The 22,002-nt window shown below is 67.3% G+C and carries 19 protein-coding genes; 5 read left to right on the top strand and 14 right to left on the bottom strand.

Going from position 1 to position 22,002, the window contains the following annotated elements; all coding sequences use genetic code 11:
- Positions 1-971 precede the first annotated feature (971 nt).
- From IC535_RS09035 to ubiE, 3 genes are all read right to left on the bottom strand, one after another.
- Complete coding sequence (locus tag IC535_RS09035; protein WP_228885454.1) at positions 972-2,897, bottom strand: M1 family metallopeptidase; 1,926 nt, start codon at positions 2,895-2,897, stop codon at positions 972-974.
- A 100-nt stretch (positions 2,898-2,997) separates the two neighbouring features.
- On the bottom strand, positions 2,998-3,864 hold the full coding sequence (locus tag IC535_RS09030) for a GGDEF domain-containing protein (RefSeq protein WP_228885348.1): 867 nt from the start codon (positions 3,862-3,864) through the stop codon (positions 2,998-3,000).
- A 69-nt stretch (positions 3,865-3,933) separates the two neighbouring features.
- Positions 3,934-4,695: a bifunctional demethylmenaquinone methyltransferase/2-methoxy-6-polyprenyl-1,4-benzoquinol methylase UbiE gene (ubiE, locus tag IC535_RS09025; protein ID WP_228885347.1), complete on the bottom strand. Its 762-nt coding sequence runs from the start codon at positions 4,693-4,695 to the stop codon at positions 3,934-3,936.
- A gap of 123 nt (positions 4,696-4,818) precedes the next feature.
- Here ubiE and IC535_RS09020 point away from each other — a divergent pair, with 123 nt between their 5' ends.
- From IC535_RS09020 to IC535_RS09005, 4 genes are all read left to right on the top strand, one after another.
- Positions 4,819-5,271, top strand: a complete 453-nt coding sequence (locus tag IC535_RS09020) for a nucleoside deaminase (protein ID WP_228885346.1) — start codon at positions 4,819-4,821, stop codon at positions 5,269-5,271.
- A gap of 255 nt (positions 5,272-5,526) precedes the next feature.
- Positions 5,527-5,817 (top strand): hypothetical protein, encoded by a 291-nt coding sequence (locus IC535_RS09015; protein WP_228885345.1) that lies wholly within the window; start codon positions 5,527-5,529, stop codon positions 5,815-5,817.
- Positions 5,818-5,879: 62 nt separating this feature from the next.
- Entirely contained in the window at positions 5,880-6,212 is a 333-nt protein-coding gene (locus tag IC535_RS09010; RefSeq protein WP_228885344.1) for a hypothetical protein, read from the top strand.
- 69 nt (positions 6,213-6,281) lie between these two features.
- A complete protein-coding gene (locus tag IC535_RS09005; protein WP_228885343.1) occupies positions 6,282-6,701 on the top strand; it encodes a low affinity iron permease family protein in 420 nt (139 codons plus the stop codon).
- 18 nt (positions 6,702-6,719) lie between these two features.
- Here IC535_RS09005 and IC535_RS09000 read toward each other — a convergent pair whose 3' ends face one another.
- The 3 genes from IC535_RS09000 to smeD are packed head-to-tail and all read right to left on the bottom strand — an operon-like array spanning position 6,720 to position 12,477.
- Positions 6,720-8,114: an efflux transporter outer membrane subunit gene (locus IC535_RS09000; RefSeq protein ID WP_228885342.1), complete on the bottom strand. Its 1,395-nt coding sequence runs from the start codon at positions 8,112-8,114 to the stop codon at positions 6,720-6,722.
- Positions 8,107-11,283, bottom strand: a complete 3,177-nt coding sequence (gene smeE / locus IC535_RS08995; protein ID WP_228885341.1) for a multidrug efflux RND transporter permease subunit SmeE — start codon at positions 11,281-11,283, stop codon at positions 8,107-8,109. The genes IC535_RS09000 and smeE overlap by 8 nt, the downstream gene beginning before the upstream one ends.
- Before the next feature lie 12 nt (positions 11,284-11,295).
- Complete coding sequence (gene smeD, locus IC535_RS08990) at positions 11,296-12,477, bottom strand: multidrug efflux RND transporter periplasmic adaptor subunit SmeD (RefSeq protein WP_228885340.1); 1,182 nt, start codon at positions 12,475-12,477, stop codon at positions 11,296-11,298.
- A 229-nt stretch (positions 12,478-12,706) separates the two neighbouring features.
- Here smeD and IC535_RS08985 point away from each other — a divergent pair, with 229 nt between their 5' ends.
- Entirely contained in the window at positions 12,707-13,375 is a 669-nt protein-coding gene (locus IC535_RS08985; RefSeq protein ID WP_228885339.1) for a TetR family transcriptional regulator, read from the top strand.
- A 960-nt stretch (positions 13,376-14,335) separates the two neighbouring features.
- Here the strand turns inward: IC535_RS08985 and hslU are convergent.
- From hslU to IC535_RS08945, 8 genes are all read right to left on the bottom strand, one after another.
- Positions 14,336-15,712 carry an ATP-dependent protease ATPase subunit HslU gene (gene hslU / locus IC535_RS08980; RefSeq protein ID WP_228885338.1) on the bottom strand — a complete coding sequence of 459 codons (1,377 nt, stop codon included), beginning with the start codon at positions 15,710-15,712 and terminating at the stop codon, positions 14,336-14,338.
- A 210-nt stretch (positions 15,713-15,922) separates the two neighbouring features.
- Entirely contained in the window at positions 15,923-16,474 is a 552-nt protein-coding gene (gene hslV, locus IC535_RS08975; RefSeq protein WP_228885337.1) for an ATP-dependent protease subunit HslV, read from the bottom strand.
- Positions 16,475-16,565: 91 nt separating this feature from the next.
- Entirely contained in the window at positions 16,566-17,456 is an 891-nt protein-coding gene (gene xerC / locus IC535_RS08970) for a tyrosine recombinase XerC (RefSeq protein WP_228885336.1), read from the bottom strand.
- A 12-nt stretch (positions 17,457-17,468) separates the two neighbouring features.
- Entirely contained in the window at positions 17,469-18,146 is a 678-nt protein-coding gene (locus IC535_RS08965; RefSeq protein ID WP_228885335.1) for a DUF484 family protein, read from the bottom strand.
- The gene (dapF, locus tag IC535_RS08960; RefSeq protein ID WP_228885334.1) at positions 18,143-18,994 is read right to left on the bottom strand and encodes a diaminopimelate epimerase; all 852 of its coding nucleotides are present in this window, start codon (positions 18,992-18,994) and stop codon (positions 18,143-18,145) included. Before dapF ends, IC535_RS08965 begins: the two co-directional genes overlap by 4 nt.
- Positions 18,987-19,208 carry an LPS translocon maturation chaperone LptM gene (gene lptM / locus IC535_RS08955; protein ID WP_228885333.1) on the bottom strand — a complete coding sequence of 74 codons (222 nt, stop codon included), beginning with the start codon at positions 19,206-19,208 and terminating at the stop codon, positions 18,987-18,989. The genes dapF and lptM overlap by 8 nt, the downstream gene beginning before the upstream one ends.
- A gap of 66 nt (positions 19,209-19,274) precedes the next feature.
- Positions 19,275-19,712 (bottom strand): YbaN family protein, encoded by a 438-nt coding sequence (locus IC535_RS08950; protein ID WP_228885332.1) that lies wholly within the window; start codon positions 19,710-19,712, stop codon positions 19,275-19,277.
- A gap of 61 nt (positions 19,713-19,773) precedes the next feature.
- Complete coding sequence (locus IC535_RS08945; protein WP_228885331.1) at positions 19,774-21,894, bottom strand: S9 family peptidase; 2,121 nt, start codon at positions 21,892-21,894, stop codon at positions 19,774-19,776.
- Positions 21,895-22,002: the final 108 nt, after the last annotated feature.

The following is a 22,002-nucleotide window of genomic DNA, read 5'->3' as shown; positions in this document are numbered from 1 at the left end:
CCTTGGTAGGGTCGGTTCCCAAACGACTGCCGGTGACGCCCATCGGCACGGCGAACGCATGGCCCATGCCGAAGCCGCCTTCGTTCCGGGGTCATGCCATCAACGAACGGTGCGCAGGCCATCGGCAGTCGATCGGGATGCGACCCTACCGGACCTCGCGGCGTTGCATCCCGCTGGTAGGGTCGGTTCCCAAACGACTGCCGATGACGTGAATCGGTGCAGCGAACGCATGACCCGTGCCGGAGCCGCCTTCGCTCCAGGGCCGCGCCATCAACGAACGCTGCGCAGGTCATCGGCAGTCGATCGGGATGCGACCCTACCGGGCCTTGCGTCGTTGCGCCCCGCTGGTAGGGTCGGTTCCCAAACGACCGCCGATGACGCACATCGGCGCGGCGAACGCATGACACGTGCCGAAGCCGCCTTCGTTTCGGGGTCATGCCATCAACGAACGTTGCGCAGGCCACCGGCAGTCGATCGGGATGCGACCCTACCGGGCCTCGCGGCGTTGCACCCGCTGGTAGGGTCGGTTCCCAAACGACTGCCGATGACGTGGATCGGTGCGGCGAACGCATGACCTGTGCCGGAGCCGCCTTCGTTCCGGGGTCATGCCATCAATGAATGTTGCACAGGCCACCGGCAGTCGATCGGGATGCGACCCTACCGGGCCTTGCGGCGTTGCATCCCGCCGGTAGGGTAGGTTCCCAAACGACTGCCGATCACGGGCATCGGTGCGGCGAACGCATGACCTGTGCCGGAGCCGCCTTCGTTCCGCGGTCATGCCATCAACGAACGTTGCGCAGGCCACCGGCAGTCGATCGGGATGCGACCCTACCGGGGCCTGCGGCGCACAGGGCCTTGCGGCGGACGGGTATTGCGCAACGCGCACAAAAAAACGGCGGGTTTCCCCGCCGTTTTTCAGGCACTACAGCGCGCGGTGCCGGTCGGCCGGGGTTGCCGGCCGGCGGCCGGCATTACTTGCCTGCCTTGTCCAGCATGTCCTGCACCGAGGCGGTGGTGATCGGGTGGTAGCCCGGCTTGGCCTTTTCGAAGGCGGCCTTGGCGAAGGCCAGCCCTTCGGGGGTCTTCACCAGTTCGGCGTAGATCGGCAGGATCAACTTGCGGCGGCCGACGCGTTCGATGAAGGCCGCGGCAGGCGCATTGGCCTCGGCATAGCCACTGCGGATCGCCAGCGGGTACCAGCGCATGGCGATCTCGCCATTGGCGCTGCCGGTGAAGTGGTAGGCCTTGTCCAGCGCGGCCAGCTTGGCCACCGGCAGGGTCTTGCCCAGGCCGTCGATGAAGTGCACCCATTCCTGGGTACCCCACTCGCCGGTGATCTGCTGGGTCGGCAGCGTGCCGCTGCCATCCCAGGCGATGCGCGCGGTATCGACGATGGAGAAGTTGCGCGAACGTGCCTTGGTCGCAAACGCCGGGATGCCCGGCTCGTCCAGCCATGCCTTGAGTTCGGCGTCGGTGACCGCACCGGGCTTCTTGGGCAGCAGGTTCTTCTTCAGGTACGCCACGAACTGGTCGGTGTTGGCGCTCTGGAAGGCATGGTCGTCGAACCAGCCGCGCAGGAACGGATCGAAGGTCTCACGGCCGAAACGCTGTTCCAGGAACTGCAGGAACCAAGCGCCCTTGACGTAGGCAACCTGGCTCAGCGCGTCGTCCGGATCGCGTTCGGTCAGCGGCGGCAGGGCCAGCGCCTGGTCGGCCGGGCTCTTGTCCTTGAGTTCGGCCAGCAGGTCGTTCTGGTCGATCTCACGCTCCATCTCGGCCATTTCCTGGCCATACAGCGCCTCGGTGATGCGGGCCTGCACGTAGGTGGTGAAGCCTTCGTTGAGCCAGATGTCCTTCCAGCTGGCATTGGTCACCAGGTTGCCCGACCAGCTGTGCGCCAGCTCATGGGCCACCAGCGAGACCAGCGACTTGTCGCCGACGATCACGGTCGGGGTGGCGAAGGTCAGGCGCGGGTTTTCCATGCCGCCGAACGGGAACGACGGCGGCAGCACCAGCATGTCGTAGCGGCCCCAGCGGTATTCGCCGTACAGCTTCTCGGCCGCACCGATCATCTTTTCGGTGTCTTCGAACTCCTTGGCGGCCTTGCCGACCATGGTCGGTTCGGCCCACACACCGGAGCGGCCGGAGATCGGCTCGAACACCAGGTCGCCGGCGGCAATGGCCAGCAGGTAGGACGGGATCGGCTGCGGCATCTTGAAGGTGTAGTCACCATCACGCGCGGCCTTGGGATCGTTGTCGGCGCTCATCAGCACCATCACGTCCGGGCGCGAGACCACGTGCGCGCTGTAGGTGAAGCGCACGCTCGGGGTGTCCTGCAGCGGCACCCACGAACGGGCGTGGATGGCCTGGGACTGGCTGAACATGAAGGGCAGCTGCTTGCCTTCGGTCATCGACGGCTCCAGCCACTGCAGGCCCGAGGCGGTCGGTGCGGTGTGGTAGGTGATCTGCACCTTGGCCGGCTGCGACGGCGCATCGATGCTCAGCTTGCTGCCGAACACCTTGTCGACCGGTGCCAGCACGAACGGCAGCGGCGATGCCTTGCCGTCGGCGTCGATCGCCTCGACCTTCTCCACGCTCAGCTCGCGGGTATCGAGCACCAGCTGCTTGGCGGCCTTGTCCTTCCACTCCAGGGTGTAGGTGGCGGTGCCGCCGATCTGCCTGGCGTCGAAGTCCAGCTTCAGGTCCAGCGCCAGGTCCTTGATGACCACCTTGTCCGGCTCGGCGTAGGAGCTTTCGTCATGGCTGCGGTTGTCGGCTTTCATGGCAGTGCTCGCCGGCGCGGTGGCGGTGGGGGCGGCAGTGGGTGCCGCCGGTTCTTTGGAGCAGCCGGCGGCGAGCGCAACGGCCAGGGGGAGCATCAGCAGGGGAGACCGCAGCAACGAAGATCGCATGGATATCGGGACCGATCAGGGGGTAAACCACCAGTTTACCCCCTGTCCGCGCCACCCGGCAGCGCAGTGCGCCCGGTCTGCGCATTCAGTCGTCTTCGCAAAGCAGCCGCGCGCCCCCGGCATACTTGGCCCGGTACATCGCCGCATCGGCGCGCTGGTACAGCCCGCGCAGGTCTTCGCCGGGGCGGTAGGCCGCGCCGCCGGCACTGGCCTTGAGCGGCATGGCGCCATTGCCGCCGGCCTGGTCCAGGCGGGCCAGCCAGCGCCGCAGCCGTTCGCAGGCGACCTCATGGCCGGCCTGGACCACCAGCAGGAATTCATCGCCGCCCCAGCGCCCGATCCAGTCGCCCGGTTGCAGCCAGTGCCGCGCCGATTCCACCAGCTGCACCAGCACCTGGTCGCCGGCCAGGTGGCCGTGGGCGTCGTTGATCGGCTTGAGGTTGTCCAGGTCGACCACGAACAGGCTCAACGGCTGCCGCTGCGCCTGCGCCTGGCGCGCCGAATCGGCCAGGGCCTGTTCGCAGCCGCGCCGGTTCAGTGCCTGGGTGAGCGGATCGAGCAGCACGCTGCGGCGCAGGTCGCGCAGGCCGGCATCGACCCCGTGCAGGCTGCGGTTGATGCTGTGCAGCAGCCGCCCGATCTGGTCATGGCCCAGGTCGGGCAGGTGCGGCAGGCGCTGTTCGTCGTAATACGCCTCCAGCGCGTCGGCGGCCTGGCGCAACGGCGCCATCAACCGGTGCAGCGCGGCCATCACGATGGCCGCGCCAACCACGGTGGCGCCCAGTACCACCCACACCAGCGTCCAGCGCGCGCCATCGGGCGACGGGCCGCCACCGGCCATCCACAGCAGCAGCACCAGCAGCGGCACGTGCACGCCGGCAAACACCACCGCCATCAGCCGGGCGCTGAACGACCGGGGCAATACGCGGCGCAGGCCGCGGTACAGATGCATGGCAGGCCCTCGTTGACAGCCTGCCTGCCAGTGTCGCCGAGCGCGCTCAGCGGGAACCGGAACTGGGTCTCAAACTTTATAGCCCGAGTGAATCGATACGATCCCGCCAGTTAGATTTTTGTAATGGCAGCGTGCAAACCCGGCTTCGCCCATCATGGTCTTGAGCTGTTCCTGCGGCGGATGCTTGCGGATGCTTTCGGCCAGGTACTGGTAGCTGTCGCCATCGCGCGCGAACAGCTGGCCCAGCTTGGGCAGGATCTTGAACGAGTGGAAGTCGTAGATCGGCTTGAACCAGTCCGCGGTGACCTCGGAGAATTCCAGCACCCGCGCCTGGCCGCCCACCTTGAGCACGCGGTACATCTCGCGCAGGCCGGCGTCCTTGTCGGTGACGTTGCGCAGGCCGAAGGCAATGGTGACCAGGTCGAAGCTGGCGTCCGGGAACGGCAGCGCCTCGGCATTGCACTGCACATACTCCAGGCCCGAGACCAGGCCGCGGTTGGTCAGCCGGTCGCGGCCGACCGAGAGCATGCCAGCGTTGATGTCGCCCAGCACCACCTCGCCTTCCTCGCCCACCCGCTCCTTGATCAGCGCGGCGATATCGCCGGTACCGCCGGCCAGGTCGAGCACGCGGTCGCCCGGCTTCACCTGCGCGGTGGCCACGTAGTAGCGCTTCCACGCCCGGTGGATGCCCAGGCTCATCAGGTCGTTCATCAGGTCGTAGCTGCGCGCGACCGAGGTGAACACTTCGCCCACCAGCTTCTGCTTGTCCTTTGCAGCGACATCGCGGAAGCCGAAATGGGTGGTGCCATTCTTGTAGGGGGATTCGCTCATGGGCCGATTATCGCAGCATCGGCGCCGCTGCGGCAGGCCGGGGCTGCGACGGGGTCCCGCAGCGGGACGGGCCGGGGCCTGCCGGGGCCACTATCATGGCGGTCCAGACAGCCCGGAATGCCCATGATCACCACCCCCGACTACACCGCCCTGCTTGAGACCGCCATCGCCGAAGCCCGCCAGGGCCTGGCCGAGGGCGGCATCCCGATCGGCGCGGCGCTGTACCACAACGACGGTCGCCTGCTCGGCTGCGGCCACAACCGCCGCGTGCAGGAAGGCGACCCGTCGGTGCACGGCGAGACCGACGCCTTCCGCAAGGCCGGCCGCCAGCGCCGCTACCAGGACACCATCATGGTCACCACCCTGGCCCCGTGCTGGTACTGCAGCGGGCTGGTGCGCCAGTTCAACATCGGCACCGTGGTGGTGGGCGAATCGGTGACCTTCCAGGGCGGCATCGACTGGCTGCGCGAGCACGGGGTCAAGGTGATCGACCTGCAGAGCCAGGCCTGCATCGACCTGCTCGGCGGTTTCATCGCCGACCATCCCGAGGTCTGGAACGAAGACATCGGCGAGTAAGCCGGGCCTGGGCGCGGCGCGCGATGCGCGTCCGGCATGCCGATGCGCGTGCCCGGGCCGATGGCCCGGGCGCGGCGTTCTGAATGCTTCAGTTGCGCCGGAAACGGTGAACGCGCTGCGCCGGCAGTGTTTGCGCGGCATCACCGGCCGCCCCGCGCGGATCGGTCGCATGCACCGAACACGCGGCGATAACAAACCGGTGGCGGCGACCGCCTATGGTGAAGGCACAGGGGGCACCATCGTCGAGGAGACGCCATGCATGCCCGAATACGCCGCACCACCGCTGTCGATGCCGGCCTGATCCAGGCCCGGGAACAACTGCAGGTGGATTACGCCCGGTACCACAACACCGCGCCGTTCTGGAGCGCCTACCAGGCGATCCAGGACCGGCTGACCGACGCCTATCCGCAGCACCGCCTGCACATCTGCAACCAGATGGCCGGCCTGGCCGAACGCCTGGGCGTGGTAGCGCGCGCGCAGCTGCTCGGCAGGCCGCCGCCGGCAGCGTTCCGTGACGCCGGCCACACTGAGTCGACATCGCCATGACATCGCCTGCACCGCGTTTTACGCACTCTCTCACTATTCCTTCCCCGCACATCGACGCAACCATGTCTTCCGCCACGCCTTCCATTCCCGCCGTGATCGATGTCGACGCCGAACTCGGCTATTGGCGCCAACGCCATGCCGACGGCCTGCTCGGGCCCGGCGCGTTCAACCATTACGTGCCCTGGATCAAGTTCGCCTGCGATTGCCTGATCACCCACCCGCGGGCCAGCGACGAACAGCGCGATGAAATGTTCCAGACCCACTACGCCCTGATGATCATGCCGCGCCTGAACCAGGCGCAGGCCCGCCACTTCGTCGAGCAGTGCTGGCAGCACGTCTACCTCGCCGGCCACCAGGACCCGGCCACGCATCCGCGGTTGGGCGCGCGCGCCTGACCTTGCGCTGCACGCGGCCTGCACGGCGCGCATCCAATGATGAGGCACCGTAGCTACCCTGCCTCGCCGATGAATCTGCGCCGTGTATTCAACCTGGTCGCCAAGAAGGCGTCCTACGCCACCGGGACGCCATGGACCTTCCTTGCCGCCGTCGGCATCGTGGTGGCCTGGGCACTGAGCGGCCCGATCTTCCAGTTCAACGACACCTGGCAGCTGGTGATCAACACCGGCACCACCATCATCACCTTCCTGATGGTGTTCCTGATCCAGCACAGCCAGAACGCCGATACCGCCGCGATCCAGATCAAGCTCGACGAGCTGATCCGGGTCACCGCCCAGGCCAACAATGAACTGCTGGACCTGGAAGAGCTCGACGAGCAGCGCCTGGAAGAAATCCGCCGGGAATACGAGCGCATGGCCCGCGAGGCCGGCGATGCACTCGAGCGTGCACGCCGTTGCCACGGCGACGGGCGGGACGAGGACCGCTAGCCCCGGCCCGAGGCCGGCTTACGACCCCCGTTCGTGCCAGCCGCCGCCCAGCACCTTGTACAGCGACACCTGGTTGGACTGTTGCGCCAGCTGGGTGCTGACCAGCGATTTGCGCGCGGTGTAGGCGGTACGACGTGCATCAAGCAGGGTCAGGAAGCTGTCCAGCCCGGCGTCGTAGCGTGCCTGGGAGAGCTGCCGGGCCTGCTCGGCCGCCGCCACCAGGGCCTGCTGCGAGGACAACTGCGCATCCAGGCTGTCGTTGAGCGCCAGCGCGTCGGCCGCTTCGCGGAAGCCGGACTGGATCGCCCGCTCATACTGCGCCAGCGCGATGTCGCGGTCGGCGGTGGCCACGCCGAGGTTGGCGCGCAGCTTGCCGCCCTGGAAGATCGGCAGGTTCAGCTTGGGGATGAAACTCCATGCACGGGTGCCGCCGTCGAACAGACCCGACAGCTCCGAGGACGCCGAACCGATGCTGCCGGTCAGGCTGATCGAGGGAAAGAACGCCGCGCGCGCCGCGCCGATGTTGGCATTGGCCGACAACAGCACATGCTCGGCGGCCATCACATCCGGGCGGCGCAGCAGCACATCGCCGGGCACGCCGGCCGGCAGCGGCCGCAGCGCGGCCACCTCGGTCACCTCGGCCTGTGGCAGCAAGGCCGCATCGACCGGGCCGCCGGCCAGCAGCACCAGCGCGTTGCGGTCCTGCGCGACCTGCCCGGCAAAGCGCGCCACGTCGGTACGCGCGGTTTCCACCAGGGTGCGGGTCTGGCTCAGTTCCAGCGACGATGCCCCGCCCAGTTGGTGGCGGGCCTCGGTCAGCCGAAATGAATCCTCGTAGCTGGCCAGGGTGTCCTGGGCGATGCGCAGCTGCTCGCTGTCCGCGCCGAGGGTCAGCCAGGCGTTGGCCACCTCGGCCACCAGCGACAGCTGTGCGCTGCGGCGGTTGGCGGCCTGGGCGAAGTACTGCTGCAGCGCCGCCTGGCTGAGGTTGCGCACCCGCCCGAACAGGTCCAGCTCGAACTCGACCACGCCCAGGTTGGCGCTGAACTGCTCGCTCACCGTTACATCGCCGCCGCTGCGGGTCATCTGCCCCTGCACGCCCAGCGCCGGCACGCGGTCGGCGCGCTGGATGCGGTACTGCGCGCGCGCCTTCTCCACGTTGAGCACGGCCACGCGCAGGTCGCGGTTGTTGTCCAGCGACTGGCCGATCACCGCCTGCAGGCGCGGGTCGGCGAAGAATTCGCGCCAGCCGATCGCATCCACCTCGACGCTGGCGGCGTTGCCGGTGGCGGCGGTGGCCGGCCACTGCGCCGGGATCGCCGGGGCGACCTCGGTGCTGGCCGGCACCAGCGTGGCGCAGCCGGACAAGGCCAGCGCCACGGCCACGGCAAGCAGGGAAGAAACCTTATTCATGGGTACCACCTTCCGGCGTATCGCCGTGCTGCCCGCGGCTTGCCGCCGGGTAGGTCTTGCCGCGGTTGAACACCCGCTGCACCACCACGAAGAACAACGGGATGAAGAACAGGCCCAGCACGGTACCCACCACCATGCCGCCAAGCACGCCGGTGCCGATCGCACGCTGCGCGCCGGAGCCGGCACCGGAGGCGATCGCCAGCGGCAGCACGCCCAGGCCGAAGGCCAGCGAGGTCATGATGATCGGGCGCAGACGGTCGCGCACGGCATGCATGGTGGCCTCGATCACGCCGACGCCCTTCTCCAGGTTTTCCTTGGCGAACTCCACGATCAGGATCGCGTTCTTGCTGGTCAGGCCCACCGTGGTCAGCATCGCCACCTGGAAATAGATGTCGCGCTCCATGCCACGCATGCTGTTGGCCAGCACCGCGCCGAGAATGCCCAGCGGCGCCACCAGCAGCACCGAGGTCGGCACGCTCCAGCTTTCATACAGGGCCGCAAGGCACAGGAACACGATCAGCAGCGACAGCGTATACAGCAGCGGCGTCTGCGAGCCGGCCTGGCGCTCCTGGTAGGACAGCGCGGTCCATTCGATCTCGAAGCCCGGCGGCAGGTCCTTGGCGATGCGTTCGATCTCGGCCATGGCGTCGCCGGAGGCCACGCCCGGGGCCGGTTCGCCCTGGATTTCCATCGCCGACACGCCGTTGTAGCGTTCCAGCCGCGGCGAACCGTAGTCCCAGCGCTTGGAGGCGAAGGCACTGAACGGCACCATCTCGCCCTGCCCGTTCTTGACCGACCACAGGTCGAAATCATCCGGGTTCATGCGGAACTGCGCATCGGACTGCACGTAGACGCGCTTGACCCGGCCACGGTCGATGAAGTCATCGATGTAGCTGCTGCCCCAGGCCGCAGCCAGGGTCTGGTTGATCGAGCCCACCGACAGGCCCAGGGCGTTGGCCTTCTCCACGTCCACGTCGATGCGCAGCTGCGGGGTGTCTTCCTGGCCATTGGGGCGCACGTTGGCCAGCAGCTTGCTCTGCCCGGCGCCGCCGAGCAGCTGGTTGCGTGCATTGAGCAGGGCTTCATGGCCCTGGCCGCTGTTGTCCTTCAGGAAGAAGGTATAGCCCGAGCCGATACCCAGCTCCGGCATTGCCGGCGGCGGGAAGGCGAAGATGAAGGCGTCCTTGATCTGGCCCAGCGCGCCCATCGCACGCCCGGTGATCGGGCCCACGCCCTGGTCGGCGCTGCGCTCCTTCCAGTCCTTGAGCTTGATGAAGGACATGCCGGCGTTCTGGCCCATGCCGGCGAAGCTGAAGCCCTGCACCGAGAACACCGATTCGACCGCATCGGCTTCGTTTTTCAGGAAGTGGTCTTCCAGCTGGTACATCGCCTCCAGGGTGCGCTCCTGGGTGGCGCCGACCGGGGTCTGCACCAGCGCCATCAGGATGCCCTGGTCTTCATTGGGCAGGAACGAACTGGGCAGGCGCATGAACAGCAGGCCCATCACCACCGTCAGCGCGGCGAACACGCCCATGAAGCGCCACGGCCGGGCCAGGATGCCCTTGACGCCGCGCTGGTAGGTTTCGCTGGAACGGTCGAAACCGCGGTTGAAGCCGTTGAAGAAACGGCCCGACCAGCCCCGGTGCGCCACATGGTGCTCGCCCTTCTTCAGCGGCTTGAGCATGGTCGCGCACAGCGCCGGGGTCAGCACGATGGCCACCAGCACCGACAGCGCCATCGCCGACACGATCGTGGCCGAGAACTGCCGGTAGATGACGCCGGTGGAGCCGCTCATGAACGCCATCGGCACGAATACCGCCGACAGCACCAGGCCGATGCCGACCAGCGCGCCGGTGATCTGGCCCATCGATTTGCGCGTGGCCTCCAGCGGCGACAGCCCCTCTTCGGACATGATGCGTTCGACGTTTTCCACCACCACGATGGCGTCATCGACCAGCAGGCCGATCGCCAGCACCATCGCGAACATGGTCAGCATGTTGATCGAGAAACCCAGCGCGGCCAGGATGCCGAAGGTACCCAGCAGCACCACCGGCACCGCGATGGTGGGAATCAGGGTGGCGCGGAAGTTCTGCAGGAACAGGTACATCACCACGAACACCAGCACGATCGCTTCGATCAGGGTCTTGATCACGCCCTTGATCGAGACCTGCACGAACGGGGTGGTGTCGTAGGGCACCACCGATTCCAGCCCGGCCGGGAAATTGGCCTTCATGTCCTCCAGCGCGGCGCGCACGCCATTGGCGGTGTCCAGCGCGTTGGCGCCGGTGGCCAGGGTGATGGCGATACCGGTGGACGGCTTGCCGTTGTAGCGGGTGACGAAGTCGTAGCTTTCCGCGCCCAGTTCGACCCGGGCCACGTCGCGCAGGCGCAGCTCGCTGCCGTCGGCGCCGCCGCGGACCAGGATGTTGCGGAACTGCTCGGGGGTCTGCAGGCGGTCCTGCGCGTTGATGGTGGCGTTGAGCTGCTGGCCCTTGACCGATGGCGCGCCGCCGAGCTGGCCGATGGCGACCTGCGCGTTCTGCGCGGTGATCGCCGCGGTCACTTCGGCCACCGACAGCTTGTAGGTGTGCAGCTTGTTGGGGTCCAGCCAGATGCGCATGGCGTACTTGCCGCCGAACACCTGGATGTTGCCCACGCCCGGCACGCGGCTGAGCGGATCGACGACATTGGAACCGACGTAGTCGGAGATGTCGTTGGCATCCATGCTGCCGTCATTGGACACAAAGCCGATCACCTGCAGGAAGCCGCTGCTGGACTTGGCCACGTTGATGCCCTGCCGCTGTACTTCCTGCGGCAGCAGCGGCATGGCCAGCTGCAGCTTGTTCTGTACCTGCACCTGGGCGATGTCCGGGTTGGTGCCGCTCTCGAAGGTGAGGGTGATGGTGGCCTGGCCGTTGGCCGAGCTGTTGGAGGAGAAGTAGATCAGGCCATCGATGCCCTTCATGTTCTGCTCGATGATCTGGGTCACCGAGTCTTCGACCACCTTGGCCGATGCCCCCGGGTAGGAGGCGCTGATCTCCACCGCCGGCGGTGCCACTTCGGGGTACATCGAGACCGGCAGCTTCACCACCGCCAGCGCGCCGGCGAGCATGATGATGATCGCGATCACCCATGCAAAGATCGGGCGATCAATAAAATAACGAGCCATTGGATTCTCCGCTTACTGCTTGTCGGCCGCAGCCGCCGGCGCTGCCGCAGCCGGCTTGGCCGGGGCGGCCCCCATCTCGGTGGCCTGCACGGGCATGCCCGGCTGGATCTTCTGCAGCCCTTCGACAATGACCTTGTCGCCGGCCTTCAGGCCGTCCTCGACCAGCCACTTGTTGCCGACCGCGCGGCTGACCTTGACCGGCCGTACTTCGACCTTGCCGTCCTTGCCGACCACCATCGCGGTGGTGTCGCCCTTGGGATCGCGCGCGATGCCCTGCATCGGCACCAGGATGCCGTTCTCGCGCACGCCGCTGCCGACCTGGGCGCGCACGTACATGCCGGGCATCAGCACCTGGTCGGGGTTGTCGACCTTGACCCGCAGCGCATAGCTGCCGGTGGCCGGGTCCACGCTGACTTCGGAGAACTCCAGGGTGCCCTTGTGGCTGTACGCGGTGCCGTCATCGAGCAGGATGGTCACCGGCAGGGTCTGGTTGTCCTGCAGGCGGCCGCTGGCCAGTTCGCGGCGCATCTGCAGCAGCTCGCTGGCCGACTGGGTCAGGTCCACGTAGATCGGGTCCAGCTGCTGCACGGTGGCCAGCGCGTCGGCCTGGCCGGCGGTGACCAGCGCGCCCTGGGTGACCGAGGACTTGCCGATGCGGCCGCTGATCGGTGCGGTGATGCGCGCATAGCCCAGGGTGACATTGGCCGCATCCAGCGCGGCCTTGGCCGCGCCGACATCGGCGTCGGCCTGCTTCTGCGCGGCCACGGCGTTTTCCAGGTCCTGCTTGCTGACCGCGTCGACCTTGGCCAGCTCGGTGATGCGGCGTGCGCTCAGGCGCGCGGCATTGGCGGTGGCTTCGGCGCGGGCCAGCTGGGCGCGGGCGCTGTTGGCCTGGGCGCGGTAGCTGGCGTCGTCGAGCTGGTACAGCGGCTGGCCGGCATTGACCAGGCCGCCTTCGGTGAACAGGCGCTTGGCGACAATGCCGCTGACCTGGGGGCGTACTTCGGCGACCAGGAAGGCATTGGTACGGCCGGGCAGTTCACGGGTCAGGCCGACCTGTTCGGCCTTCAGGGTAGCCACGGTGACCTGGCCGGGGCCGCCCTGCGGGCCTTCCTGGCCGGCACCGCCACAGGCGGATACGGTCAGGGCGATCGCCAGGGACAGCGCGAGGAGACGGTACGGGGTTCTGGACATGGTGGGGGCTCAGAGGAAACGAAAAGGGTCGCCCGCCACCGGAACCCCGCTGGAATCGCGGGATGACGGCCAACAGGTCGCTGAATGGCTGCGGATCCATGGGGTCCGGGCGCAACGCAGGTACGCGCCACCCTCACCGGGGATCAGTGGGACGGAAATATACATACATGCATGTTTGTTTGTAAAGCGGTACAATTCAGGCCGGTTTCATCCAGCAATTGCACAGCGCATGGCCAGAAAGACCAAAGAAGAAGCCCAGGCCACCCGTGCGGGCATCCTGGACGCGGCCCAGGCCTGCTTCCATGAGTTCGGGGTGGCCGGCACCAGCCTGGCGATGATCGGCGCCCGGGCCGGCTATACCCGTGGCGCGGTGTACTGGCACTTCAAGAACAAGACCGAAGTGCTGACGGCGATGATCGACCGCGAGCGCGTGCCGTTCATCGAACGGCTGCGGCGCACCACTTCGTCCAAGCGCTCCACCCCGGTGCTGGACCTGCGCTCGGCGTTGCTGGTGTCCTTCCAGGAGCTGGCCGACGACGAGCGCCTGCGCAACATGATGGAGATCATGCTGCGCAACGACCTGTCGGTGGAAAGCCAGGCGATGCAGGAACTGCAGCTGGAGGCTTCGCGCGAGGAACTGGGCATTTTCGCCGCTGCCTTCCAGCGCGCGCGCGAACTGGGCCAGCTGCGCGACGGGGTGGACGTGGACACGGTGGCGCGCATCGTCAGCACCAGCCTGACCGGAGTGCTGTACAGCGCGATGCTGGAGCCGGAGCTGTTCGAGATCAAACGCGACGGCGCGCAGACGCTGGACGCGATCCTCAGCGCGTTCGTGAAGCCGGGCGTGTTCACCCCGGGGGCACCGCCGACCGCGTTGCCTACCGAGGATGAGGCTTAACTTGGGTTCTTCGCCGATTTGCGGGGGAGTAAGTTACGCGCTAAAGCCCCAGATCAAAGGCAATGACCGACATATGCGCTGATTGGGTTGGCGCGGCTGGGTTGGCGGGACACGCCGTAAACCCCTCCTTGGGGGCTTGGCGAACATCCATGTTTTCGACAGTCCCGCCAACCCACCCACGCCAACCCTCCACACATGGCTGGTACGCATGGAAAAGCGTAGGTCCGAGCCACGCTCGGACAGCGCGACGCCGAGACGATGCGTGTCCGACCATGGGTCGGACCTACCTGTGCTGGGGTTGCCAGGGCCTGGAGCAACGTCAGACCGTGGTCGGATTGCTGTTGCCCGTGATCTTGATCTACCTCCCCTTGGAGCGAGCCGAGCATCGCAACCCCATACGTCCGGAAACGGGCGCGTTGCGACGCGTTCTTCACTACGGAAGTTCGTTGTTACGGAGGCGCGGGCGTGTTCTTTGGTTACTTTCTGATGGCGCACATCCCTGTGCGCCACCCTTCGGGCCAGCTGCGCTGTTCCGCGCCGCTCCTGCGGCGCAGGTGCACGAGGGTAGAGCCGACTGTTAGTCGGCTGCCGTTGCTCGCGCTCCGCAGGGGCACGAAACGCTTTTGAAGTTATCCGCGAAGCAGAAACAGCAGCGGCAACAACCGGACAACGGCCGGCCCCACCCCGGTGGCATGCCCCCGCAATGCCACAGCATTTGACGGGCTGTAGCCCCGGAAATAGGCGAAGAATCTTAATCTTGTAGCTTAAAGCTCAAGGCGCAATCCAGAGCCAGGGCCAAGGCAAGTTCGGCTTGTTGCTAGCCTGGTGGGGCGGTGCGGGGCCGCCCACTCAACGAAGGCAGAGCAGCGACCGCTTTTGCATCACCAAGTCCGACGCACCAAAAAAAAGCGGCGACGCTTTCGCGCCGCCACTTTCCTACCACCCGACTGTTGTGATGCGTTACAGGATGTAGCGGCTCAGGTCCGGGTCCTTCACCAGTTCGCCCAGGTGCGCATCCACGTACGCCTGGTCGATGCTGATGGTCTCGCCATCGCGGTCCGGGGCTTCGTAGCTGAGCGTATCGAGCAGGCGCTCGAGCACCGTATGCAGGCGACGCGCGCCGATGTTTTCCTGGCGCTCGTTGACCTGGAACGCGATCTCCGCGAGGCGATCCACCGCATCGTCGGTGAACTTCATTGACACGCCCTCGGTCTGCAGCAACGCTTCGTACTGCTTGGTCAGCGCCGCCTTCGGTTCGGTCAGGATGCGCACGAAATCCTGCTTGCTCAGCGCGCCCAGCTCCACCCGGATCGGGAAACGGCCCTGCAGTTCGGGAATCAGGTCGCTGGGCTTGGCCAGGTGGAACGCGCCGGAGGCGATGAACAGGATATGGTCGGTCTTGATCGTGCCGTACTTGGTCGACACATTGGAGCCTTCCACCAGCGGCAGCAGGTCGCGCTGCACGCCCTCGCGCGACACATCGCCACCCGATGAACCCGCTTCGCCGCGCTTGGCCACCTTGTCGATCTCATCGATGAAGACGATGCCGTGCTGCTCGCAGGCTTCGATCGCCGCGCTGCGGATATCGTCCTCGTTGACCAGCTTGCCAGCCTCTTCCTCGACCAGCAGCGGGCGCGCCGCCTTGATCGACAGCGTGCGCTTCTGCGCCTTGGCCCCGCCCATGCTGGAGAACATCTGGCGCAGCTGCTGGCCCATTTCCTCCATGCCCGGCGGGGTCATGATGTCCATGCTGACGTTGGCCGACACTTCCAGTTCGATCTCGCGCTCGTCCAGCTCGCCGTTGCGCAGCATGCGGCGGAACTTGATGCGGGTCTCGTTGTCCTGCGCGGACGGTTCATTGCGCGCCGCCTCGGCATCGAAACCGATGCCCACGCTGCGGCGCGGCAGCAGCGCATCCAGGATACGGTCTTCGGCGCGCTCTTCGGCCTGGGTCCGTACGCGCACCTTGGCCTGCTCGCGATACAGCTTGACCGCGGTATCGGCCAGGTCGCGGATGATCTGCTCCACGTCCTTGCCCACATAGCCGACCTCGGTGAAACGGGTGGCTTCGACCTTGACGAACGGTGCATTGGCCAGCGTCGCCAGGCGGCGCGCGATCTCGGTCTTGCCCACGCCGGTCGGGCCGATCATCAGGATGTTCTTGGGCATCACTTCATTGCGCAGTTCCACCGGCAGCTGCATGCGCCGCCAGCGGTTGCGCAGCGCGATGGCGACCGCGCGCTTGGCATCGTGCTGGCCGACGATGTGGCGGTCCAGTTCCTGCACGATCTCGCGCGGGGTCATGGTGGCGGAAGAGACTTCGATCTTGTGCGGCATGGGTGTGCTCACGAGTGAATTTGGTTTGTTGCAGTTGCCGGCCAGCGGCCGGCACTACGCCATATATCGGGTGCAAAATATATCGGGTGCAAAGCCCCCTGAGTCAGGGGGCGGCCGCGAAGCGGCGGGGGTGTGGGTGCTGGTGAGAAGGGACCCGCGGTTTGCGCAGCGAAGCGTGGGGCGGCAGCGCGAATGCGATGACGGTACCCGTCAAAGCTCCTCAACCACCACGTTGCGATTGGTGTAGATGCAGATGTCGCCGGCGATGTTGATCGATTCGGTGGCGATGCTGCGCGCGTCCAATTCGGTGTGCGCCAGCAGCGCGCGGGCGGCCGACAGCGCATAGGAGCCGCCCGAACCGATGGCGATGATGCCGTCTTCGGGCTCGATCACATCGCCGGTGCCGCTGATGATCAGCGAGGTGTCCTTGTCGGCCACGGCAAGCAGCGCTTCGAGCTTGCCCAGGCGGCGCTCGGTGCGCCAGTCCTTGGCCAGTTCCACCGCCGCGCGCTGCAGCTGGCCGTGCTTTTCCAGCTTGGCCTCGAACAGCTCGAACAGGGTGAAGGCATCGGCGGCGGCGCCGGCGAAACCGGCCAGCACCTGGCCCTCGCGACCCAGCCGGCGCACCTTGCGGGCGTTGCCCTTCATCACCGTGTGGCCGAGCGTGACCTGGCCATCGCCGGCGACGGCGACATGACCATTTCGGCGCACCGAAATAATGGTGGTGGCGTGAAATACGTTGGGGTTCTGACTGGGGTCCATGGAGCCTCCGGGGTGACAGAGACTTACGTGGGGTCGTTGCCCGGGGCTTCAAGCCACCGGCCCCTGCGGCCGGTGGCCGCAGCGGATCGATTCAGCTTTCGTTGCCGCCGGTACGCCGCTTGGCACGCGGGTGCGCGGCGTCGTAGACCTTGGCCAGGTGCTGGAAATCCAGGTGGGTGTAGATCTGGGTGGTGGCGATGTCGGCATGGCCGAGCAGTTCCTGTACGCCGCGCAGGTCGCCGGACGATTCCAGGATATGGCTGGCGAAGCTGTGCCGCAGCATGTGCGGGTGCACGTGCTTGAACAGGCCCTGGCGCTGGGCCAATTGGCGGATCCGGATCTGGATGGCGCGCTGGGTGATCGGCCCGCCCTTGCGCCCGGGGAACACCGGCTGCGCCTCGCCGCCGCCGCTTTCGCTGCGCCAGCCCTGCAGCGCGGCGCGCGCGTGCGAGCCGAACGGCACGCGGCGCTGGCGGTTGCCCTTGCCCAGTACGTTGACCAGGCCGGTGGCGAAATCCAGGTCGCGCCAGATCAGCGCGCACAGCTCGCTCAGGCGCAGCCCGGAGGAATAGAACAGCTCCAGCAGTGCGCGGTCGCGCAGGCCCAGCGGCACATCGGTGGGCAGTTCGACCAGGCGCACCGCCTCATCGGCGTCGAGCACCTGCGGCAGCTTGCGCGGCGCCTTGGGCGCCTTCAGCCCGGCCGTCGGGTTGGCCTCGATACGGTGGTGCTTGAGCAGCCACGCATAGAAACTGCGGCAGGCCGACAGGCGCCGTTGCAGCGACGTGGGCGACAGCCCGCGGCGGTGCTCGGCGGCGATGAACTGGCGCAGCTGCTCGCCGGCCAGCGCGGCGATGTCCGCGCCCTGCCCCTGCGACCAGGCGTCCAGCGCATCCAGATCGCGCCGGTACGCATCCAGGGTATGCACCGACATCCGCCGCTCCACCTGCAGGTAGGCCAGGAACTGCTGGACCGTATTCATCGCCGTGCCGGCTCAGGCCCGCGGGAAACGCTTCAGCGCCACGACCAGGGCTTCGCCCATCATGCGCAGGAACAGCGTGCCCATGCCCGGGTAGAAGCGGTTGCCGTCGTGGCTGCCGACCGCGATCAGGCCCACGCCCGGCAACGGCAGCAATGCGCTGGACTGCACCTCATCGACGCGATCGCCGTACAGCACCGTGTTCTTTTCCGGCTGCAGGCGGCCACAGATCGGCTCGCCGTCCTGCAGGCAGTCGCGGAATGCCGCCAGCAACGGGCTGCCGGCATCGATCTGCTGCAGCCAGGGCGCCTGCTCCAACCCGGCCACCGGCTGCAGCACCACCAGCCGCACCAGGTCGCCGGCGAAGTCTTCTTCCAGCGAGGCGGCCATCGCCCGCAGGGTGTCGGCGGCCGAATCCTGCTTCATCAGCGCCAGGGTCAGCTGGTGGGTGCGCACCGCCAGGCGTTCGTTGACCTGCGCATTGGCAGCCAGGTCGGCCAGCCGCCGCGACAGCTCGCGGTTCTTGTCGCGCAGCACTTCCAGCTGGTAGCTGGCCAGCGACGCGGTGGGGCCGTCATCGCGCGGTACCACCAGGGTCAGCGCCAAGTCCGGGAACTGCTTGAGGAACCCCGGGTGCCGGCGCAGCCAAGCGGCGACTTCATGCGCACCGATTTTCTCGACGGTGTCGTTCATGCGTTCCACTCCCCTTCAAAGACGAAGGCAACCGGCCCGGACATCACCACCTGGGCATCGTCGGCCGGCCAGCGCAGGCGCAGTTCGCCGCCCGGCAGCGACAGCGTGGCGTCGCGCCGCAGGCGGCCGCGTTGCATCATCACCACCGCCGCGGCGCAGGCACCGCTGCCGCAGGCCAGGGTTTCGCCGACGCCGCGTTCGAACACGCGCAGGCGCGCACGCTGCGGGTCGATCACCTGCACGAAGCCGACATTGACCGACTGCGGGAAGGTGGCGTGCTGCTGCAACAAGGTACCCAGGCGCTCTACCGGTGCGGCATCGATCAGGCCCACTTCGATCACCGCATGCGGGTTGCCCATCGATACCGCGCCAAAGCGCACCGTGTCGCCCTGCAACGGCAGCAGGTATTCATCGCGTGCCCGCGCAAAGCCGAGCAGCGGCACATGCTGCGGCTCGAAGCGCGGCACGCCCATCGCCACCGCGTACTGGTCGTCGGCCAGGCGTTCGATGGCATGGGTGGCCAGCGGGCTGTCGATGCTGAACTGGTCGCCGCTGGTGGCACCATCGCGGACCAGCCAGGCCGCCACGCAGCGCGCACCGTTGCCGCATTGTTCGGACTGGGAGCCATCGGCGTTCCAGATCCGGTAGGACGCCACCGAACCGTCGGCACGCGGCGGCTCGATGGTGAGGATCTGGTCGCAGCCAACCCCGGTATGGCGGTCGGCCAGGCGCGCGGCCAGGGCCGGGGTGGGCTCGGCAGTACCGTCACGCAGGTCCAGCACCACGAAGTCGTTGCCGGCGCCGTGCATCTTGCTGAAGCGCAGCGCCGGGGAAGCGGCCTTATTCATTCCCATCTTCGGACTTCAGCGGTGCCTGGGCCGGATCGGGCACCACCGGCGGCGCCTCGGTGGCGTCGGCATCGGCGGCCGGCTCGGCCACCTCTTCGACCGGCACCGGCTTCTGCGGCAGCACCAGCGGGCCCTTGTTGCCGCAGGCGGCAAGGAGAAGCAGCGAGGCCGCTGCCAACGGAATCAGGATTCGGTTGCGATGGAGGATGCTCATGCCCTGAGTATAACTGTGCCCTCCCCGGTAGTGCCGGCCGCTGGCCGGCTCCCCACGAAGGTGGGTTCATGCGCGGCTGGTCGGCCCGGTCGGCGGCAGCGGGCGGCTCCACAGCCAGAGGGCCACGGCGGCCATGCAGCCGATCGACAGCCATTTGACCCAGGCGATCGGCACGCACCACAGCATGATGCCGGCACAGACGGCCATGGTCAGGGTGGCCATCCACTTGGCGTACCGGCTGACCGCGCCATGGGCCTGCCAGTTGCGGATCGCCGGGCCGAAACGCGGGTGCTGCAGCAGCTGGTTGTGCAGCCGCTCCGAACCGCGCGAGGCGGCCCAGGCCGAAATCAGGATGAACACGGTGGTGGGCAGGCCCGGCACGAAGATACCGACGATGCCGGTGCCCAGGCTGGCATAGGCCAGCAGCCACCACGCCCAGCGCAACCGCACCGCCGGCCGTGGCGCGGCGGGGTCGGCGGGGGCGGGGCGCTCGGGCACGGTCATGCAGGCAGCATAGCGAGGCCGGGCAGAGACCGCGATGGCCCCGTGCCCGGCGCAGGCACGGTCAGCGCGCCGCCGGCGTCACGCCGAGCTGGTCGAGCACGAAGGCATAGGCCTCGGCCAGCTCGTGATACCGCTGGAAGCGCCCGGACTTGCCGCCGTGGCCGGCTTCCATGTTGGTGCGGAACACGATCGGATGGGTGCCGGTGTTGTCGTCGCGCAGCCTGGCCACCCACTTGGCCGGCTCCCAGTACTGCACCTGCGAATCCCACAGGCCGGTGCCGACGAACAGCGCCGGGTAGGCCTGCCGGCGCACGTTGTCGTATGGCGAATACTTGAGCATGTAGTCGTAGTACTGGCGCTGTTCGGGGTTGCCCCACTCATCGTACTCGTTGGTGGTCAGCGGGATGCTGGCATCGAGCATGGTGGTGACCACGTCGACGAACGGCACCTGCGCCACCATCACCCGGTAATCCTGCGGGGCCTGGTTGGCCACCGCGCCCATCAGCAGGCCGCCGGCGCTGCCCCCCGAGGCGGCCACGCGGTCCTTGGACGCATAGCCCAGGCGCACCAGTTCGCGGGTGACATCGACGAAGTCGTTGAAGGTGTTCTGCTTGTTCAGCAGCTTGCCGTCCTCGTACCAGGCGCGGCCCATTTCCTCGCCGCCGCGGATATGCGCGATGGCGTAGACCACGCCGCGGTCGAGCAGGCTGACCACGGTCTGGTTGAAGCCGGGGTCCATCGACATGCCGTAGCTGCCGTAGGCGTACTGGTACAGCGCGGCGCTGCCGTCCTTCTTGAAGCCGTTGCGGTAGACCAGCGAGACCGGCACCTTGGCGCCGTCGCGCGCGGTCACCCAGACCCGCTCGGTGGTGTACTGCGAGCGGTCGTAGCCCAGCACCGGCTGCTGCTTGAGCTGGCGGCGCTCGCCGGTGACGGTGTTCAGTTCGTAGGTGGTGGTCGGGGTGGTCATCGAGTTGTAGGCGTAGCGCAGCCACGGGCTGTCCGGCTCGGGGTTGGCGGCCAGGCCCATCGAATAGGCCGGCTCATCGGCCTTGACGTAGTCCTGGCGGCCGTCCGGGTACAGCAGGCGGATCCGCTCCAGGCCGTTGGAGCGTTCGGCGATGGCGGTGAAACCGTCGAACAGCTCGAAGCCTTCGACCAGCACCGCCTCGTCGTGCGCCACCCAGTCGGTCCACTGCTTGCGCGAGGTGGCGTCGGTGGGCGCGGTGACGATCTTGAAGTTCTTCGCACCGGCATCGTTGGTGCGGATCACCCAGCGGCCGCCGAAGTGGTCGGCGTCGTACTCGACATCGCGCGCGCGCGGGGCCAGCACGGTGAACGCCTGCGGGTCGGCGGCCGGTGCGTAGCGGGTTTCCGAGCTGACCGTGCTGTGCAGTTCGATGGTGAGGAACCGATCGTCGCGGGTACGGCCCACGCCCATGTAGAAGCTGTCGTCCTTCTCTTCGTAGACCAGCACATCGCTGCTGGCCGGGGTGCCCAGCACATGCTTCTTGACCCGCACGGTGAGCAGGGTCTCCGGATCGTTCTCGACGTAGAACAGGGTGCGGTTGTCATCGGCCCAGACCACGTTGGCCGCGACGTTCTCGATGCGGTCCTCCAGCACCTGTCCGGTGCGCAGGTCCTTGAAGCGGATCACGTACTGGCGGCGGCCGACATCGTCCTCGGCCCAGGCCAGCAGGTGGTTGTCCTGGCTGACATCGGCATCGCCGACATCGAAGTAGCTCTTGCCCTGGGCCATCGCGTTGACGTCCAGCAGGATTTCTTCGGGCGCCTCCATGCTGCCCTTGCGGCGCGCCTGGATGGGGTAGTCCTTGCCGGTCTCGAAGCGGGTGTAGTACCAGTAGCCGCGATCGCGGGCCGGCACGCTGGCATCGTCCTGCTTGATCCGCGCGACGATCTCCTTGTACAGGGTGTCTTCCAGCGGCTTGAGCGAGGCCAGCAACTGGTCGGTATAGGCATTTTCCGCATTCAGGTAGGCCAGCACCCGGCTGTCTTCGCGCTTGTCATCGCGCATCCAGTAGTAATCATCGTTGCGGGTCGCCCCGAACGGAGCCTTGACCGTGTGCGGATGCTTCTCGGCGTCGGGCGGGGTCGGCACGGGGGCGGCATGCGCGGTGGAGGTCATCAGGCTGGCAACCAGTAGGCAAAGGGCGGGTTTCATGAAATAGGGCTCTCGGCGGAGGAATGCAATGGCGCGCGGATCCGGCCCGGTCTGGACGGGCCGAGGACGCGGCAAGCGGCGCCGCACCGTGCCGCTACGATAACAATG

This window comes from Stenotrophomonas rhizophila (assembly GCF_020857975.1).
Classification (GTDB): Bacteria; Pseudomonadota; Gammaproteobacteria; order Xanthomonadales; family Xanthomonadaceae; genus Stenotrophomonas; species Stenotrophomonas rhizophila_C.
This window is presented reverse-complemented; position numbering and strand designations above follow the sequence as displayed.

Coding starts and splice junctions, on each gene's coding strand:
- hslU (WP_228885338.1), bottom strand. CDS start 15,712: ATGCCGCACAAGATCGAAGTCTCTTCCGCCACCATGACCCCGCGCGAG.
- smeE (WP_228885341.1), bottom strand. CDS start 11,283: ATGGCTCGTTATTTTATTGATCGCCCGATCTTTGCATGGGTGATCGCG.
- IC535_RS09015 (WP_228885345.1), top strand. CDS start 5,527: ATGCATGCCCGAATACGCCGCACCACCGCTGTCGATGCCGGCCTGATC.
- ubiE (WP_228885347.1), bottom strand. CDS start 4,695: ATGAGCGAATCCCCCTACAAGAATGGCACCACCCATTTCGGCTTCCGC.
- hslV (WP_228885337.1), bottom strand. CDS start 16,474: ATGGACCCCAGTCAGAACCCCAACGTATTTCACGCCACCACCATTATT.
- IC535_RS08965 (WP_228885335.1), bottom strand. CDS start 18,146: ATGAACGACACCGTCGAGAAAATCGGTGCGCATGAAGTCGCCGCTTGG.
- IC535_RS09005 (WP_228885343.1), top strand. CDS start 6,282: ATGAATCTGCGCCGTGTATTCAACCTGGTCGCCAAGAAGGCGTCCTAC.
- dapF (WP_228885334.1), bottom strand. CDS start 18,994: ATGAATAAGGCCGCTTCCCCGGCGCTGCGCTTCAGCAAGATGCACGGC.
- IC535_RS08950 (WP_228885332.1), bottom strand. CDS start 19,712: ATGACCGTGCCCGAGCGCCCCGCCCCCGCCGACCCCGCCGCGCCACGG.
- lptM (WP_228885333.1), bottom strand. CDS start 19,208: ATGAGCATCCTCCATCGCAACCGAATCCTGATTCCGTTGGCAGCGGCC.
- IC535_RS09030 (WP_228885348.1), bottom strand. CDS start 3,864: ATGCATCTGTACCGCGGCCTGCGCCGCGTATTGCCCCGGTCGTTCAGC.
- IC535_RS08945 (WP_228885331.1), bottom strand. CDS start 21,894: ATGAAACCCGCCCTTTGCCTACTGGTTGCCAGCCTGATGACCTCCACC.
- IC535_RS09010 (WP_228885344.1), top strand. CDS start 5,880: ATGTCTTCCGCCACGCCTTCCATTCCCGCCGTGATCGATGTCGACGCC.
- IC535_RS09000 (WP_228885342.1), bottom strand. CDS start 8,114: ATGAATAAGGTTTCTTCCCTGCTTGCCGTGGCCGTGGCGCTGGCCTTG.
- xerC (WP_228885336.1), bottom strand. CDS start 17,456: ATGAATACGGTCCAGCAGTTCCTGGCCTACCTGCAGGTGGAGCGGCGG.
- smeD (WP_228885340.1), bottom strand. CDS start 12,477: ATGTCCAGAACCCCGTACCGTCTCCTCGCGCTGTCCCTGGCGATCGCC.
- IC535_RS08985 (WP_228885339.1), top strand. CDS start 12,707: ATGGCCAGAAAGACCAAAGAAGAAGCCCAGGCCACCCGTGCGGGCATC.
- IC535_RS09020 (WP_228885346.1), top strand. CDS start 4,819: ATGATCACCACCCCCGACTACACCGCCCTGCTTGAGACCGCCATCGCC.